Below are 16,559 nucleotides of genomic sequence, written 5' to 3'. Positions count from 1 at the left end.
CCGCGTGGATGGAGCTACGCGCGGGAGATGGCCGCCGGGTTGGCGGGCCACCAGCAGGACAGATGCGCGAGCATGTGATCCACCCTACGCGCCCGTCGGCCGGCTGGCACCGGGTAACTTGACCGGCGATGAACATTCTCGCGCTCGACCTGGGCACCTCCTCGGTACGTGGGCTGGTGCTGGACGAGGACACCCGACCGCTGCCCGGCGCTCTGGCCCGGCGCAAGGTCGACCTCGCCATCGGCGATGACGGCACCGGCACCCTGTCCGGCCCCGACTATCTCGCCTCCCTGGTCGAGTGCCTGGATGAGCTGGCCGACGCGGGGCACCTGCACGACGTCAACCTGGTGGCGGTCTCCGCCCAGTGGCACTCCGTGCTTCCGCTGGACCGCGACGGCGCCCCGCTCGGCCCGGTGGTCACCTGGCTGGACACCCGGCCCGCGCCGGTCGGCGATACGGCGGGCCCGTCCGACCCGGACGGCTTCCACCAGCGCACCGGCTGTTGGTGGCACCGCTCGTACTGGTCGATGCGGTTGCCCTGGTTGCGTGAGCAGTCCGGCACCCCGATCGCCCGGTTCGTCGGCCTGCCCGAGTACGTGCTGGGCGAGCTGCTCGACTCGGCGCCCATGTCGGTCTCCCAGGCCTCCGGGACCGGTCTGCTGGACCTGCGTACCCTGCGCTGGGACGAGGAGGCGCTGACGCTGGCCGGGGCGCGTCCGCAGGATCTGCCGCCCCTCGGCGAGCTGGACTGGCACGGCCGGCTGCGGGCCGACAAGGCCCGCCGTTGGCCGCAGCTGGCGCAGGTCCGGTGGTCACCGCCGGTGGGTGACGGTGGAGCGTCGAACGTCGGTTCGGGCTGCGTCGACCCGAGCCGGGCCGCCGTCACCGTGGGCACCTCCGCGGCCGTACGGCTGATGCAGCGGATCCCGGCCGGCGAACCGATGCCACGGCTCCCCGAACGGCTGTGGCGTTACCGGGTCGACCACGACCACGTGGTGACCGGGGCGGCGTACTCCAGCGGTGGCAACCTGTTCGCCTGGGCGAACCGGGAGCTGCGGTTGCCGCAGGGCGCGGAGCTGGACGCGGCGCTGGCGCTGGTGCCGGCGGGCGGTGGCCGACCGGCCGACCCCCGCTTCGGTGGCGACCGTCCGCCCGGTCTGGTGCCGGCGGGCTCCGGCCAGCTGCACGGCCTCAGCTTCAGCACCACCTCGGTGGACATCCTGGCCGGGCTGATGCAGGGGCTGTGTGGGCTGGTCGCCGAGGATCTCGCGGTGCTCGAGTCCACGATCGACAAACCGGTCGGTGTGGTGTTGGGCGGGGGTGCGGTAGCAGCTTCGGTGTGGTGGCGGCAGGCCTTCGCCACCGCGCTCGCACCGCGACCGGTGTCGCACCAACGCAATCCGGAGATCGGCGCCACCGGGGCGGCACTGGTCGCGCTGGGTCGGTTCGGCGAGGCGATCGAGCTCGCCGATATCGGCCGGACGGACGAGCTGGTTCTGCCGACCACGGCAGGACGATCCCACCCGCAGTATCCTTCCTGAACCTCCGCGTTGCCCGGGCCGTTGACAGCGCTCCCGAGCCTGGTTGGATGGACTCCGCTCCCCGGACCGCGGTGGACGCGGTTGGAGGGAGGAGACAGGGTGGCGGTAGGTCCCGACCCGGCGAACGGCGCGGTGTCGAACCATCGCCGGCGCCGCTTCGACGTCCGAGTTGTTCCACACCGGCGTCGGTCGCCATTCCGGCTGCAAGACTGGCGGATGAGCACGAAGCTCGCCACCGTGCTGATGGTGCCGTCGATGGCGTTCCTGCTGCTCGCCGGTGTGCAGACCAGCGCGCTGGTGGGGCGGACGACGGCCTTGAACGACTTCTCCGGCCAGGTCGGCATCGGCCGGCAGATCACCGCTGTGGTGCACGAGCTCCAGCAGGAGCGCGACCGCTCGGCGGGAGAGCTGGGTGAGCTGCGCAACGGCGGCGACCGGGGCACCGCGGCGACCGACCTGAAGCCGTTGCAGGCGGCCTCCGATCGGGCCATCGTGGACCTGCGTCGGGCCGCCGAGCCGCTGGCGGACGCCGACGCGTCCTGGCGGGTCGCCTTCTCCGAGGCGTTGGCGGCGTACGACCAGGTGGTCGACATCCGGCCGGCGATCCTGCCGGCGGTGCTGAGCAGCGACACCATCCTGAGCAACTACCACCGGGCCATCGGCGCGATGCTCGACCTGCTCGCCGAGCCGGACCCTGGTCAGGACCAGCCGGCGTTGAATGACGCGGTGCTGCGCTACGTCCAGCTGGCCCGGGTCAAGGAGCTCTCCTCCCGGGTTCGGGGCGAGCTCTACGCCGCCGCCCGCGCCGGTGGGTACAGCACCGACGACCGGGTGCTCCTCACCGATCTGCGCGCCCAGCAGCTGACCGCGCTCGGCGCGTTCCGGGTTGCCGCGACCACCGACCAGATCCGCCGGTACGACGAGACCTCGTCGGTTCCGATCTTCCTGACCGCCACCCGGCTGGAGGAACGCAGCCTGCCGGCCGGCGGCGTGCCGCCCGCCGTGCTGCCGTCGGAGCAGTGGTGGTCGGCCAGCCAGCAGCGCCACGAGCTGCTGCGGCAGCTTGAGGCGGGCGTGCTGGACGACGCCGTGCGGCAGGCCGACGATGCCAGCGACGGTCAGCTCCGGGACACCCTGCTGGTCGTCGGCGGGATCGTCGCGGTCCTGCTGGTCGCCCTGCTGATCTCGTTGCTCGTCGGGCGGTCGGTCGCCCGGTCGATGCGCCTGCTGCGGAGCCAGGCGCTCCGGATCGCGCAGGTTGAGCTGCCGGACGCACTGGACCGTCTGAAGGCCGTCACCGGCGGGGTGCCCGCCATCGAGGTCGCGCCCGCGGTGGTCCGCTCACTCGACGAGATCGGCGAGCTGGCCGAGGCGTTCGTGGCGGTGCACCGCAGTGCGGTCACGGTCGCCGTCGAGCAGGCGCTCATGCGTCGCAACGTCAACGCGATGTTCGTCAACCTGGCCCGCCGTAGCCAGGTGCTGGTGGAGCGACAACTGGAGCTGCTGGACGATCTGGAGCGCGAGGAGAGCGACCCGGACCAACTGGAGAACCTGTTCAAACTCGATCACCTGGCCGCCCGTATGCGCCGCAACGACGAGAGTCTGCTGGTGCTCGCCGGCACCGACTCCACCCGCCGGTGGAACCGGCCGGTCGGCCTCGGCGCGGTGCTGCTGGCCGCCGCCGCGGAGATCGAGCAGTACAAGCGGGTCCGCATCGAGTCGGTGGCCGACGTGTACGTGGTCGGGCACGCCGTCGGAGAGCTGGTGCACCTGCTGGCCGAGCTGTTGGAGAACGCCACGGCTTTCTCCCGCCCGGACACCACAGTGCTGGTGACCGCCCGGGTCGAGGGCACGACCCCGCTGATCGAGATCGCCGACCAGGGCCTGGGTATGAGTCCGGACGCGCTGGCTGAGGCGAACGCGGTGCTGGCCAGCCCTCCGGCCGCGGACGTCGCGGCGGTGGAACGGATGGGCCTCTTCGTGGTCAGCCACCTGGCCGCCCGTCTGGGCCTGGGGGTGCGGCTGGACGGCGGCCAGGGTGGCTTGGTCGCCCGGCTCGCGATGCCTGCGGTGCTGCTGGCCCCGGCAGGCCCGGCGGAGCTGGATCCGCCCGCGCCGGCCCGGATGCTGGCCACGAGCGCGGCCCGGGGAGTGGCCCCGCAGCGCGGTGTCACCGGTCCGGGCACTGGAGTGCGGGACCTGCCGGTGGCTGGCCGCCCGCCGGGCGTCGCCGTGCCGCGTCAGGCCCGTCCGGTGCCGGTGCGAGCCGAGGACGTGCTGAACCCGGCCGCCGCCCGCGAAGACGGCGGGGGTTGGTGGTCGCGGCAGGGCCCGTTCGCGCCGGCAGTGCCCGCGGCGGCGGCACCGCCGGCCATCCCGGTGACCGCCGGCACGAATGAGCGGGGGTTGCCGATGCGGGTGCCGATGGCGCAGTTGAGCGCGGTCACCCGGTCGGCGCAGCCGGTGTCGGCGGCGACCCGCGTCGACCCGGACCCGGATGCGGTCGGCGGCATGCTCTCCCGGCTCTACAGCGGGGTTCGGCGCGCCGAGGCCGAGGACACCACCGAGATACCCGTGCCACCGTACGGGGGGCACGATGAAGGGGGACGACGACAGTGACGACGTTGAGCCAGGAAGCGCGTGACCTGAGCTGGCTGGTGAGCGCGTTCGCCGACCGGGTGCCGGGCGTGGCACACGCGGTGGTGGTCTCCTCTGACGGGTTGCTGGTGGCGATCTCCGATCACCTCCCCCGAGACAACGCGGACAAGCTGGCCGCGGTGACCTCCGGGCTGATGAGCATCACCGCGGGCGCGGCCCAGCTGTTCGACGGCGACATCGTCAAGCAGACGGTGGTCGAGATGGGCCGCGGTTATTTCCTGGTGATGCAGGTACGCGACGGTTCGATCCTGGCCACGCTGGCCGCGGGTGACGCGGACATCGGTGTGGTGGGCTACGAGATGGCCCGGCTGGCCAAGCAGGCGGGGGAGATGCTCACTCCGGCGCTGCGGGCGGAGTTGCAGCAGGCCCTGCCCCGCTGATCAACCCGGCCGGGTCCCGGACGGTCACCGGCTCAGCGGAGCCGAACCGTCCGGGCCCGGACGTCCGGGTGGCGGCCTGTTTTCAGAAGCCGCCGTCGGCGATGACTGAGCGGTACCAGGTGGCGCTGCTCTTGAGCACCCGCCGCTGGGTCGGGTAGTCCACGTAGACCAGTCCCCACCGCTGGTCGTACCCCTCGGCCCACTCGAAGTTGTCCAGCAGCGACCAGACGTGGAAGCTCTCCAGCGGCACCCCGGCGGCGATGGCCCGGTGCGCGGCGGCGAGGTGGTCGCGCAGGAAGCTGATCCGACCCGCGTCGTGGACGGTGCCGTCCGAGGCGAGGGTGTCCGGTGTGGGCAGCCCGTTCTCGGTGACGGTGAGTGGGATCGGGCCGTAGTCGCTGGTGACCCGGGTCAGGATGTCGTACATCCCATCGGGGTAGATCTGCTGCCACTCGGCCTCGGAGGTCGACCAGCGGTGCTCGGTGCCGCCGTCGGCGGTGACGTAGATCGGCGTGTAGTACTGAACGGCCAGCAGGTCGACCGGCTCGGAGATGATCGCCAGGTCGCCGTCGCGGATGCCCTGGACCATCCGGCTCTGCGGGCCCAGGTCGGCCAGCACGTCCTCCGGGTAGCTGCCCTTGAGCAGGGAGTCGAGGTAGAGGCGGTTCTCGTAGCCGTCGTAGAGGCGGGCGGCCGCGGCAGCCTGGGGGGAGTCGTCGGCGGGGTAGCAGGGGTGCAGGTTGAGCGCCGGGCCGATCCGGCTGCCGCTGCCGGTGGCCCGCAGCGCGCCGACCGCGAGCCCGTGCGCGAGTTGCAGGTGGTGGGCGACCAGGTAGGCGGCGTCCGGGTCCTGCCGGCCGGGGGCGTGGTGGCCGATGAGGTAGCCGTTCTGCACCACGGTCTTGGGCTCGTTGATGGTGAGCCAGGCCGGCACCCGGTCGCCGAGGGCGCGGAAGACCGCGTCGGCGTAGTCGGCGAAGCGGTGGGCGGTGTCGCGCGACTCCCAGCCGCCGGCGTCCTGCAGCGCCTGCGGGGTGTCCCAGTGGAACAGGGTGGCCATCGGGGTGATCCCGCGTTCGAGCAGGCCGTCGACGAGGCGGCGGTAGAAGTCGAGCCCGCGCTGGTTGGGCGCGCCGGTGCCGTCGGGCTGGATCCGTGGCCAGGAGATGGAGAAGCGGTAGCTGCGCAACCCGAGGTCGCGCATGAGGTCGAGGTCCTCGGCGTACCTGTGGTAGTGGTCGGCGGCCACGTCGCCGGTGTCGCCGTTGCGGGTGCGCCCTGGGACGCGGCTGAAGGTGTCCCAGACCGACTCGCCGCGCCCGTCCTCCTTGGCGGCGCCTTCGATCTGGTACGCGGAGGTGGCCGCGCCCCAGCCGAAGTTGTCAGGGAAGCGCAGCGGGCCGGCGGGCCCGGTAGGTATCGACATGGATTCTCCTCATGGATACGGGGCCACCGCCGAAATTCGGGAGCGCTCCCATGATAGGGCAGACGCGGCCGACCCGGTCAGCCGGCTGTCCTGGCGGCCGGCGATGGCGGGTGGGAGGCGGGTGGGGCCCCGAGCAGCGAACGAGGCCGCCGGGCGGCGCAGCGCGCCTGTCCCGTCGGCCTCTTTTCCTATCGTGTACGGGGGTTTAGTGTGGGGACGGGGGAGGGCAACCCCCGTCCCCACCGTAACTGCACACACACGGGCGGAATTTGGGTCCTGCCGTGCGTGTCGCGCGGGAGCCGGGCCACGCGAGTGGCTCTGGTTCCACCTCCCTCCATGTGGCGGGACGATGGCTGATGACGGCGTCCGGGCTGGCCCGTCGTCAGCCCTCGGGCTGGTTCCCCGGGCCCGTCAGAGACGGTCCCGGCGATCTTCTTGTTGGAACCTTGTCGATGGAAGCGCTCCCATCGACCGATGTTGCGACTGTAACGCCCGTCACGCCTTTGTGAAAGCCCCAAAACGAGATCGAAACAAGGAGCTGATCCGGCGTCGCGCGCGCTTGTTGTGGGAGCGCTTCCATGGCAGACTGTCGATTCAACGCGACAGGAGCCAGATCGCGTGAGCGCGGGTCCACCGAGGGCAGCCGGCAGCGCATTTCCGGTCACGGTCACCCGAACTGCCCCACCCCGGCCGGGCCCGGGGAGACCACCTTCCCGGCGCCTCGAATCCCCCGCGCACCACCACCCTCGCGGGCAGGCGCCTCGCCGGGGACCATCCCGGCCTGGTCCGAGGAGACACCGCGCACATGAGACAACTGGCACGCCGCCGTCGCGTGGCGATCATCGCCGCCATCGCGCTCGCCGTCGGCGGGGTGACCCTGCCCGCCGGCGCCGCACAGGCCGCACCCGCCTGTGACGTGGTCTATGCGACAAACGACTGGAACACTGGCTTCACCGCCAACGTCACCATCAAGAACCTGGGCGACCCGGTCAGCAGCTGGACGCTCAAGTGGACCTTCCCGAACAGCAGTCAACGGGTCACCCAGGGCTGGTCGGCCAGGTTCAGTCAGTCCGGCAGCGAGGTCACCGCGACCAACGAGTCGTACAACGGCAACCTCGGCACCGGGGCCTCCACCACCATCGGCTTCAACGGCTCCCACTCGGGGAGCAACCCGAAGCCCACCGCGTTCACCCTCAACGGCACACCCTGCAACGGCACCCCGGCCAACCAGCCGCCGACGGTCTCCCTCGACCTGCCGACCGGGCCGTTCACCGCGCCGGCCGACGTGCCGCTGACCGCCACCGCCAGCGACCCGGACGGGACGATCAGCAAGGTCGAGTTCTACCGCAACGGCCTGCTGATCAACACCGACACCACCGCTCCGTACGCCTACACCCAGGAGGACCTCCCGGCCGGCAGCTACACCGTCCAGGCCAAGGCGTACGACAACGCCAACGGTGTCGGGGTCGCCGAAAAGGCGTTCACGGTCACCGCCGCCACGGGCCCGACGCTGGTCGCCACCCCGTCCGCGGTGAGCGTCACCGAGGGTGGCACCGCCACCTTCAACCTGAAGCTCAGCGCTGCGCCGACGACCAGCGTTCCGGTCACCCTCGTCCGCACCGGCGACACCGATGTCACGGTCTCTCCGGCCACCGTCACGCTGACTCCGACCAACTGGAACACCGGGGTCACCGTCACGGTCGCCGCGGCGGAGGACACCGACACGGCCGGCGGCACCGCCACCATCACCGCCTCCGCCACCGGTCTCGCCCCGCTGGTGGTCACCGCCACCGAGATCGACAACGACACCCCGGGCGGTGACAACACCTACGTCGCCCGCTTCCTGGAGCAGTACGGCAAGATCAAGAACTCGGGCTACTTCAGCCCCGAGGGCGTGCCGTACCACTCGGTGGAGACGCTGATCGTCGAGGCGCCCGACCACGGGCACGAGACCACGTCGGAGGCGTTCAGCTTCTGGCTGTGGTTGGAGGCGAACTACGGGCGGGTCACCCAGAACTGGGCGCCGTTCAACAACGCCTGGACGGTGATGGAGAAATACATCATCCCGACGCACGCCGACCAGCCGACCGCGGGCTCCGCGGGCACCCCGCAGTACGCCGCGGAGTACAACCTGCCCAGCCAGTACCCCTCGGCGCTGAACCCGAACATCTCGGTAGGGCAGGACCCACTCCGCTCGGAGTTGCAGTCCACCTACGGCACCGGCGACATCTACGGCATGCACTGGCTGCTGGACGTCGACAACACCTACGGCTTCGGCCGCTGCGGCGACGGCACCAGCAAGCCGGCCTACATCAACACCTTCCAGCGGGGCACCCAGGAGTCGGTGTGGGAGACCGTCCCGCAGCCGTCCTGCGACACCTTCAAGCACGGCGGTCAGTACGGCTACCTCGACCTGTTCGTCAAGGACACCGGCGCCCCCGCCAAGCAGTGGAAGTACACCAACGCCCCGGACGCCGACGCCCGCGCCGTGCAGGCCGCGTACTGGGCGCTGACCTGGGCCAAGGCGCAGGGCAAGCAGGCCGACGTCGCCGCCACCGTGGCCAAGGCCGCCAAGATGGGTGACTACCTGCGGTACGCGATGTTCGACAAGTACTTCAAGAAGATCGGCAACTGCGTCGGGGCCAGCACCTGCCCCGCCGGCAGCGGCAAGGACTCGGCGCACTACCTGCTGTCCTGGTACTACGCCTGGGGCGGCGCGTACGACACCAGTCAGAACTGGTCCTGGCGGATCGGCTCCAGCCACAACCACTTCGGCTACCAGAACCCGTTCGCGGCCTGGGCGCTGACCAACACCCCGGAGCTCAAGCCGCAGTCGGCGACCGCGGTCGCCGACTGGACCAAGAGCTTCGAGCGGCAGCTGGAGTTCTACACCTGGCTCCAGTCCGCCGAGGGTGGCATCGCCGGTGGCGCCACCAACAGCTGGGACGGCAGCTACGCCCAGCCGCCGGCCGGCACCAGCACCTTCTACGGCATGTTCTACGACGTCGACCCGGTCTACAACGACCCGCCGTCCAACCAGTGGTTCGGCATGCAGGCATGGTCGATGCAGCGCATCGCCGAGCTGTACCTGCAGACCGGCAACGCGAAGGCCAAGGCACTGCTGGACAAGTGGGTGCCGTGGGCGATCGCCAACACCACCGTCGGCACCAACTGGTCGATCCCGTCGGACATGGCGTGGACCGGCCAGCCGACCACCTGGAACCCGAGCAACCCGCAGCCCAACACCAACCTGCACGTCGAGGTCACGGTCAAGGGCCAGGACGTCGGCGTCGCCGCCGCCTACGCCCGGACCCTGACCGCGTACGCGGCCAAGTCGGGCAACGTGGCGGCCAAGAACACCGCCAAGGGGCTGCTCGACGCGCTGTACTCCGTCAGCGACGCCAAGGGCGTCTCCACCACCGAGAAGCGTGGCGACTACCGGCGCTTCGACGACACCTACAACGCGTCCACCGGGCAGGGCCTCTACGTCCCGTCGGGCTGGACCGGGAAGATGCCGAACGGCGACAGCATCGCCGCCGGCAAGAGCTTCCTCGACATCCGGTCCTTCTACAAGAACGACCCGGACTGGCCCAAGGTGCAGGCGTACCTGGACGGTGGTGCGGAGCCCAGCTTCAACTACCACCGGTTCTGGGCGCAGGCGGACGTCGCCATGGCGTACGCCGACTACGGCAGCCTGTTCCCGAACGGCTGAGGCGACCCGGGGTGGGTGGCCTGGACCGCCCACCCCGGGTCCGGCCAGGGTCCCGGGGAACGCCGGGCCCTGGCCGGCGGGCGGCCTGACTCCCACGGTCAGGCCGGGGTGGGTCAGCGATCTGGTCAACGCAGCGGATCGGCTGGCCCACCCCACCGCCCGGACTGGAGCTAGCCGCGAAAAAGCCCAGAAATTCAGGCCGTCACGGGATCACGCCGAAGTCCATGACGGAGTAACGTACGTCACCGGAGAGGCCGCTCCCCCCGTGGCGGCCTCTCCACTTTATTGCCCGCAAACCGTCCCCGGCTTCGCCCGGGTCAGCGCTGCGGTGCGGCCGGATCCACGGTGACCGGATGACGCAGACCCGGGTGCCCGACCGGCAACGACCGCCGCAGCACCACCCAGCTCAGTGCCAGCGCCGCGGCGACCAGCGGCCAGGTCAGGGCCACCCGGGCAATCACCAGCGCAAGCACCTGCCCACCGGCGTACAGCGGCACGAACACCGCGAGCCGCACCAGGTAGGTCGCCGTCCACACCCAACTGGCCCGGCCGTACCCGCGCAGCAGCGCCGGGTCGCGCCGCCACCGGGCGCGTTGGCCCAGCACCGCGCCGACCAGCACACCGAGCAGCGGCCAACGCACCACGATGCTGACCGTCCACGCGAGGGCGCTGGCGGCATTGGAAAGCAGCTGGATCAGAAAGAAGTTCTCAGCCCGGCCGGTGCGCACCGCGATGATCGCCGCGACGCAGACGGCCAACAACCCGATCAGCACCGCACGCGGCCGGTCACCCCGACGCAGCCGTACGCCGGCCACCACCGCGCCCACGGCCAGCGCCGCGCCGACGCCACCCCACAGCGACTCGCCGCCCAGCAACCAGCCCGCCGCGAACGCCAGCGGCGGCAGGGTGGCGTCGACGGCACCGCGTCGCCCGCCCAGAAGATCCGCCAGCGATTCGACCCGCGCCGGCCCTCCGAGGCCCGGGTCGGCGCCCGTCCGCTGGTCCGGGCCGGGTTCGGCCTGGCCGCTGTCGCGCTCCGGTGTTCCGCCCACCACCGCCTCCTCGCCTCCGGCACAACCTAACCGGCCATTGACGGCGGGCCACCGGTCGGCTGGCTGAGACAGGCCGCTACGGTGTGCGGATGCGCGCGACGGCACGGGGTTGGACCGCGGTCTGGTTGGTTGTACTGGCCCTCGTCCAGGCGGCCGCCTTCCTCGCCGTGTGGCGGGTGGCCGTGCACTCCGAGATCGGCCAGTGGGTGGACACAGTCGCCCTGACCGGCAACCGGATCGGGCAGGACACCATCGACGGCCCCGTCGACCGGATCCTCAACGCGATGTCGGTGGTCTCCCTGCTGGCCGCCACCGCGACGATCGGGTTCATCGCGCTGATCCGGGGACGGATCGCCCTGGCCATCACCGCGACGCTGCTGATCGCCGGAGCGAACGTCACGACCCAGCTGCTGAAGTATGGGCTGAGTCGGCCCGACTTCGGTCTCGACCCGGAGCGCGACGGGGTGGGCAACAGCCTGCCCAGCGGGCACGCCACGGTGGCCGCGTCGGTGGCCGTCGCGCTGATGCTCGTGCTGCCCCGCAAGGTACGAGCGGTCGGGGCCTTCATCGGTGCCGGCTACGCCGCCGCCGCCGGAGTCGCCACCCTCTCCGCCGGCTGGCACCGGCCCAGCGACGCGGTCGCCGCGTATCTGGTGGTGGGGGTCTGGGCGGCGTTGGCCGGGCTGGTCCTGCTCGTCACCCAACGGGAGCAGGCCGAGGTCGCGCCCGGCGACGCGCACCGGATCGCCGCGCTGGTGCTCGGGGTGGGCGGTGTGCTCGCCCTGGTCGCCTGCGGGCTGTCCCTGGCCTGGCTGATCGAGCTGCGCGACACCGGGCCGGACGAGTTGGCCCGCCGGCCACTGTTCGCCGGGTACGCGGGCAGCGCCGCCGGGATCGCCGGCACGATGGCGGTGGTGATGGCGCTGGTGCTCAGCGTCGTGCACCGGCTGGTGCCCCGGGTCAAGGGCTGAACTGGCGATGAACCCGGTCCGCGCGGCGTTCTCCGCCGAGTGCGCACAGCTCACCGAGGTCCTGGCCGAGTTGGTCGACGCCGACCTCGACCGGCCCACCGACTGCCCGCCGTGGACCGTCCGGGAGCTGATCGCGCACGTACGCACCGGGGTCGGCCGGCTGCCCGACATGCTCGCCGCGCCGGCCCCGCCACACGCGGAGGTGGACGCCGCCGGCTATTTCGACAGCGCGAAGTTCACCCCGCAGCTCGACGCCGAACGGATCGCCGGTGGCCGGCGCGACGCCCGGCAGATGGACCGCGCGGAGCTGGCAACCGAGTTGGACCGGGCCTGGCGGGCCACCGACGCGGCGGTCGCCGCCGCGCCGCCCGACCGGGTCGTACGGACCCGGCACGGCGACGCGATGCGCCTCACCGAGTTCCTGCGGACCCGGGTCCTCGAGGTGGGCGTGCACGGCCTGGACCTCGCCGCCGCGTTGGACCGGCCGCCGTGGCTCACCCCGCAGGCGGCCACGGTGACTGCCGACCTGCTCACCGGCGGGCGACCGGCACCGGCGGGCCTGGGCTGGGACCGGCTGACCCTGATCCGCAAGACCACCGGGCGGACGGCGCTGACCGCACCGGAACGGGCCACGATCGACGCCGCCGGCTTCCGCTGGCTCACCTTCGGCCGCTGACCCAGGCCCGGCCCGGGCGGGTCAGCTCGCGGAGCGGGGTGCGGGGACGTGCGGGGCGACGCCGCGCAGGTGCGTCAGCACCACGGGGTCGATCCGTCCCGGCACCAGCCGCTCCTCCAGGTTCTCCAGCCCGGCCCAGGAGACCAACGCCGCCTCCGTCCCCTCTTCGGCCACCGGATGGCCCAGCGCCCTGAGCAACGCTGCCACCTCCTCGGCGACCGCGCCGCTCAGGTCGAGCAGAGTCGCCGGGTCGGGCCGGCTGAACAGCATGGTGTGCACGGCGAGCAGGCGACCCAGTTCGGCGACCGGATCCGGGTGGTCGTCCACGCGAAGGTCGACCACCACGTCGCTGGTGCCGCCATACCCGCCGCCGCGCTCGACCACCAGCAGACCGGCGCTCTGCCGGCCCCGTCGGTCGCCGCCGGCCTCGTCGCCGGCCCGCAGCGCGGCGACCAGCCGCTCGGCGAACGGCAGCGCCGACCCCGCCAGCCAGGCATCGCCGAGGGCGTCGACGACCTCCGGGCCGGTGAGTACGTTGCCCTGCGCGGCCCAGCCGTCGCCGGTCCGTCCGCCGGCCCACGGGTGGCAGGCCGGCCCGGTCCAACTGGCGCCCGGACCGTCGGCTCCCACGACGCCGAGCTGGCGGTGCTCCCGCTCAGGGTCGGCGGCGATCAGCCCCGCCACCACGTCGGCGGCGATCACCCCGGTGCGCAGCAGGGTGAGGCCCTGCGGACGGTAGGCGAGGTTGACGTGCGCCTGGGTGGCCAGTGCGCCGACCTCGGCGGCGGCGGCCGGCACCAGCGCACCGGCGGCGAGGAACTTGCTGGCGACGGCGACGCCGTGCAGGCGGCCGTCGGCGGAGCGGGCGACGAGCGAGAAGGTCACCCGCCGAGACTAACCGGCCGCGCGGGCAGCACATCGTCGTGCGTCGTTGTCTCAGAAGGGCGGCGCGGCGGGCTCCGGTGGGGCGCCCCGTGCTCGACGGGCGTCGACGACCGCGACCGCGGCCAACACCAGCACCCCGACAGCGGTCGCGGCCACACCGGGCAGAAACAGCAGCGGCACCGCCGACGCCGCCAGGACCAGGAGGGCGATCCACCGGGATCGGGAGACCCGCGCGAACACCTCGCGCTCGAGGCGGGCCCGGCCGGCCAGGAACAGGACCGGGCCACCGAGCACCATGGCCAGCCACGGCCCCGGGATCCGTTCCAGCGGATGCTGGATGATCAGCTCGTAACCGATCGCGGTGGAAGCGAGACCGACCACCATCACCAGGTGGGTGTCGGCCGCCGAGCGGCCGATGTTGGCGGGGTGTCGCGCCTTCATCACCGCCTCGCCCAGGATCCGCCCGGCGCGCTGCACGTAGATCCGCCACAGCATGATCGAGTTGGCCAGCGCGAGCGAGAACGCCCAGGCGTGCCCCGACTCGTACGGTCCCTGGCTGTACGCGAAACCCGCCACGAGGATCGTCTCGCCCAGCGCGACGAGGAAGAACTGCTGGTACCGCTCGGCCAGGTGCTCCCCGGCGATCTCCCACTTGGAGATCGTCGAGCGGCCCAGCCCCGGCACCGGCCAGCCGAAGCGGGCGGCCAGATACTCGAGCGCCAGCGCCGCCGTCCAGAGCACCACCTGCGCGTTGGTCCTCAACAGCGCACCAGTGATCCACAAAACCCCGGTGACCGCGAACACCACCGCCATGCGCACCTTCAACCGGCGGTACGGGTGCGGTCCCAGCGCGATCGACAGGATCAGCGGCCGGGTCACCTGCGCGACCACGTACGCCACCGCGAACATCAGCGCGGTCTCGCTGAACGCCCGGGGGATCGCCACCCCCATCAGCATGCTGCACACCAGCGCGGTGATCACCACGGTCTGCAGGGGCACCTTGTACGGGTCGTACCGGCTGGTCGTCCACGCGGTGCCCTGCCAGACCGCCCAGAGTGCGAGCAGCAACAGCAGTGTCTTACCGCCGCCGGTGACCGTTCCCCAGCCATGCTGCCGACCCGGTTCGTGGGTCAGGTCCTCGAACGCGCGTGCCGAGATCCGGGTGAGCGCGAAGACGTACACCAGGTCGAAGAAGAGCTCAAGGAAGGTGGCCCTGCCGGGAGTGGCCGCCCCGGGGACCGGCTCCAGGTGTCCCGCCACCTTGGAACCCATGGTCAGCGGCCTGCGCCGTCGGTCCGGTCCACCTCGCAGTCGTAGCACCCTCCGCTCGCACGTACGGCCGGAAACCGGCGATTCTGCCTAGTACGGGGATCTTGCTCGCGCGCCCTGTCAACCGGCACGATCGACCGGTGACGAATCGATGGGGCATGACTGTGCCGTTGGGCGGGATCGCACTGGCCCACCATGATGCGGCCTACGCGGCCCTCGACCGGGCCGGGTTCACCGACGTCTGGTCGTCCGAGGTCGCCGGGACCGACGCGTTCACCCCGCTGGCGCTCGCCGCGGCCTGGCAGCCCCGGCTGCGGTTGGGCACCGCGATCACGCCGGTCTTCACCAGGGGCCCCGGGCTACTGGCGATGAGCGCGGCGGCGCTGGCCGAGGCCGCCCCGGGCCGGTTCTCGCTCGGCATCGGCGCGTCCTCGCCGGTGCTCGTACGGGACTGGAACGCCGTGCCGTTCGACGAGCCGTTCCGGCGCACCCGCGACGTCCTGCGTTTCCTGCGCGCCGCGCTGAACGGCGAGACGGTCGACGAGGTCTACGACACGTTCACGGTGCGCCGGTTCACGCTGGAACGACCGCCGGAGGTGCCGCCACCGATCCTGCTCGCCGCGCTGCGCCCTGGGATGCTCCGGCTGGCCGGAGCGGAGGCCGACGGGGTCATCCTCAACTGGCTCAGCGCGGACGACGTGCCGCGCGCCCTCGGCGAGTTGGGCGAACGGCGCGTCGGCTTCGAGGTCGCCGCCCGGATCTTCGTCTGCCCCACCGAGGACGCCGCCTACGCCCGCGCGTTGGGCCGCCGGCTCATCACCAGCTACCTCACCGTCCCCGCGTACGCCGAGTTCCACCGCTGGCTCGGCCGCGACGAGACGCTCGGGCCCATGTGGCAGGCCTGGGCCGCCGGTGATCGGCGCGGCGCCAGCGCGGCGGTGCCCGACGAGGTGGTCGACGCCCTGGTGCTGCACGGCACGCCGGAGCGGTGCCGCGCCGAGGTGCGCCGCTACGCCGACGCGGGCGTGGACGTGCCGATCTTCGCGCTGCTGCCGACCCCGGAGGTGACCGCCGGCGGCGCTGCCGCGCTGCTAACCCTCATCGCCCAGTTGGGCGTCAACCCCGTAGGAGCGTCCGCGTGAACCTCACCGACCGGATCGTGGTGGTCACCGGAGGCGCCGGTGGCATCGGTGCCGCGCTGTCGCGCAGGTTCGCCACCGAGGGGGCCACCGCCGTGGTGGTCGCCGACCTGGACGGCGACGCGGCCCGCGCGGTGGCCGAGGACATCGGCCCGATCGCGTACGCCACCGCCCTCGACGTCACCGACGAGGAGCAGGTCCGGGCGCTGGTCGCCGACACCGAAAAGCGGTACGGCCGCATCGACCTGTTCTGCGCCAACGCGGGCGTGACCACCGGCGGGGGAGTGGAGGTCGACGACGCCGGCTGGGACCGGGCGTGGCGGGTCAACGTGCTCGCCCACGTCTACTCGGCCCGGGCGGTGCTGCCCGGAATGCTCGCCCGGGGCGGCGGCCACCTGCTGCACACCTGCTCGGCGGCGGGTGTGCTGACCGCGGTGGGCGACGCCGCGTACACCGCGACGAAGCACGCCTCGGTGGGGTTCGCGGAGTGGCTGGCCATCACCTACCGGGACCGGGGCATCCGGGTCAGCGCGCTCTGCCCGCAGGGGGTCGACACCCCGATGCTCGCCGGCGGGATCGTCGAGGGGCATCTCGGCGCGCGGGTGATCGCCGCGTCCGGTGCGGTGCTCACCCCGGACCAGGTCGCCGACGCGGCCATCGCCGGCCTGGCCGAGGAACGCTTCCTGATCCTGCCGCACCCGGAGGTCGCCGACTACGCGCGCCGCCGCGCCGAGGACCCGGACGGCTGGCAGGCGGGCATGCGAAAACTCATCCGCCGCCTGACCCCCTGACCCCGGGACCTGCCTTCGGTGATCAAGAGGTTTGCGTCAGGAATGGGGCCGGAGATGAC

At 72.2% G+C, this 16,559-nt stretch carries 12 protein-coding genes; 8 read left to right on the top strand and 4 right to left on the bottom strand.

All coding sequences use genetic code 11. The annotated features are described in order from the left end of the window. Positions 1–128 precede the first annotated feature (128 nt). From PCA76_RS22285 to PCA76_RS22275, 3 genes are all read left to right on the top strand, one after another. On the top strand, positions 129–1,541 hold the full coding sequence (locus tag PCA76_RS22285; protein WP_272612426.1) for an FGGY family carbohydrate kinase: 1,413 nt from the start codon (positions 129–131) through the stop codon (positions 1,539–1,541). Between the two features lie 216 nt (positions 1,542–1,757). Continuing rightward, positions 1,758–4,160, top strand: a complete 2,403-nt coding sequence (locus tag PCA76_RS22280; RefSeq protein WP_272612425.1) for a nitrate- and nitrite sensing domain-containing protein — start codon at positions 1,758–1,760, stop codon at positions 4,158–4,160. Next, positions 4,157–4,579 carry a roadblock/LC7 domain-containing protein gene (locus tag PCA76_RS22275; protein WP_272612424.1) on the top strand — a complete coding sequence of 141 codons (423 nt, stop codon included), beginning with the start codon at positions 4,157–4,159 and terminating at the stop codon, positions 4,577–4,579. The genes PCA76_RS22280 and PCA76_RS22275 overlap by 4 nt, the downstream gene beginning before the upstream one ends. 82 nt (positions 4,580–4,661) lie before the next feature. Here PCA76_RS22275 and PCA76_RS22270 read toward each other — a convergent pair whose 3' ends face one another. Continuing rightward, a complete protein-coding gene (locus PCA76_RS22270; protein ID WP_272612423.1) occupies positions 4,662–6,005 on the bottom strand; it encodes a GH1 family beta-glucosidase in 1,344 nt (447 codons plus the stop codon). A gap of 805 nt (positions 6,006–6,810) precedes the next feature. Between PCA76_RS22270 and PCA76_RS22265 the strand changes: the two genes are divergently transcribed. Next, the gene (locus PCA76_RS22265) at positions 6,811–9,717 is read left to right on the top strand and encodes a glycoside hydrolase family 48 protein (RefSeq protein WP_272612422.1); all 2,907 of its coding nucleotides are present in this window, start codon (positions 6,811–6,813) and stop codon (positions 9,715–9,717) included. Positions 9,718–10,034: 317 nt separating this feature from the next. Here the strand turns inward: PCA76_RS22265 and PCA76_RS22260 are convergent, their stop codons facing one another. After that, positions 10,035–10,667 carry a DUF3159 domain-containing protein gene (locus PCA76_RS22260; RefSeq protein WP_272619514.1) on the bottom strand — a complete coding sequence of 211 codons (633 nt, stop codon included), beginning with the start codon at positions 10,665–10,667 and terminating at the stop codon, positions 10,035–10,037. 185 nt (positions 10,668–10,852) lie between these two features. Between PCA76_RS22260 and PCA76_RS22255 the strand changes: the two genes are divergently transcribed. Next, the gene (locus PCA76_RS22255; RefSeq protein WP_272612421.1) at positions 10,853–11,740 is read left to right on the top strand and encodes a phosphatase PAP2 family protein; all 888 of its coding nucleotides are present in this window, start codon (positions 10,853–10,855) and stop codon (positions 11,738–11,740) included. A 7-nt stretch (positions 11,741–11,747) separates the two neighbouring features. Continuing rightward, complete coding sequence (locus PCA76_RS22250) at positions 11,748–12,416, top strand: maleylpyruvate isomerase N-terminal domain-containing protein (RefSeq protein ID WP_272612420.1); 669 nt, start codon at positions 11,748–11,750, stop codon at positions 12,414–12,416. A gap of 21 nt (positions 12,417–12,437) precedes the next feature. On the opposite strand, the gene PCA76_RS22245 is transcribed toward PCA76_RS22250, so the two are convergent. Together PCA76_RS22245 and PCA76_RS22240 are read right to left on the bottom strand one after the other, a co-directional pair. After that, on the bottom strand, positions 12,438–13,301 hold the full coding sequence (locus PCA76_RS22245) for a DUF1028 domain-containing protein (protein WP_272612419.1): 864 nt from the start codon (positions 13,299–13,301) through the stop codon (positions 12,438–12,440). Positions 13,302–13,352: 51 nt separating this feature from the next. After that, complete coding sequence (locus PCA76_RS22240; protein WP_272612418.1) at positions 13,353–14,573, bottom strand: low temperature requirement protein A; 1,221 nt, start codon at positions 14,571–14,573, stop codon at positions 13,353–13,355. A gap of 155 nt (positions 14,574–14,728) precedes the next feature. Here PCA76_RS22240 and PCA76_RS22235 point away from each other — a divergent pair, with 155 nt between their 5' ends. Both PCA76_RS22235 and PCA76_RS22230 read left to right on the top strand, forming a co-directional pair. Beyond that, complete coding sequence (locus tag PCA76_RS22235) at positions 14,729–15,712, top strand: LLM class F420-dependent oxidoreductase (protein ID WP_272619512.1); 984 nt, start codon at positions 14,729–14,731, stop codon at positions 15,710–15,712. Further along, on the top strand, positions 15,709–16,500 hold the full coding sequence (locus tag PCA76_RS22230) for an SDR family oxidoreductase (protein ID WP_272612417.1): 792 nt from the start codon (positions 15,709–15,711) through the stop codon (positions 16,498–16,500). The genes PCA76_RS22235 and PCA76_RS22230 overlap by 4 nt, the downstream gene beginning before the upstream one ends. The last annotated feature ends 59 nt before the right edge of the window (positions 16,501–16,559 follow it).

The sequence above is a fragment of the Micromonospora sp. LH3U1 genome, assembly GCF_028475105.1.
Classification (GTDB): domain Bacteria; phylum Actinomycetota; class Actinomycetes; order Mycobacteriales; family Micromonosporaceae; genus Micromonospora.
Note: the sequence above shows the minus strand (reverse complement) of the source record. Positions and strands in the feature narration are given on the sequence as shown.

Coding starts and splice junctions, on each gene's coding strand:
- PCA76_RS22285 (WP_272612426.1), top strand. CDS start 129: ATGAACATTCTCGCGCTCGACCTGGGCACCTCCTCGGTACGTGGGCTG.
- PCA76_RS22280 (WP_272612425.1), top strand. CDS start 1,758: ATGAGCACGAAGCTCGCCACCGTGCTGATGGTGCCGTCGATGGCGTTC.
- PCA76_RS22270 (WP_272612423.1), bottom strand. CDS start 6,005: ATGTCGATACCTACCGGGCCCGCCGGCCCGCTGCGCTTCCCTGACAAC.
- PCA76_RS22265 (WP_272612422.1), top strand. CDS start 6,811: ATGAGACAACTGGCACGCCGCCGTCGCGTGGCGATCATCGCCGCCATC.
- PCA76_RS22250 (WP_272612420.1), top strand. CDS start 11,748: ATGAACCCGGTCCGCGCGGCGTTCTCCGCCGAGTGCGCACAGCTCACC.
- PCA76_RS22240 (WP_272612418.1), bottom strand. CDS start 14,573: ATGGGTTCCAAGGTGGCGGGACACCTGGAGCCGGTCCCCGGGGCGGCC.
- PCA76_RS22235 (WP_272619512.1), top strand. CDS start 14,729: ATGACTGTGCCGTTGGGCGGGATCGCACTGGCCCACCATGATGCGGCC.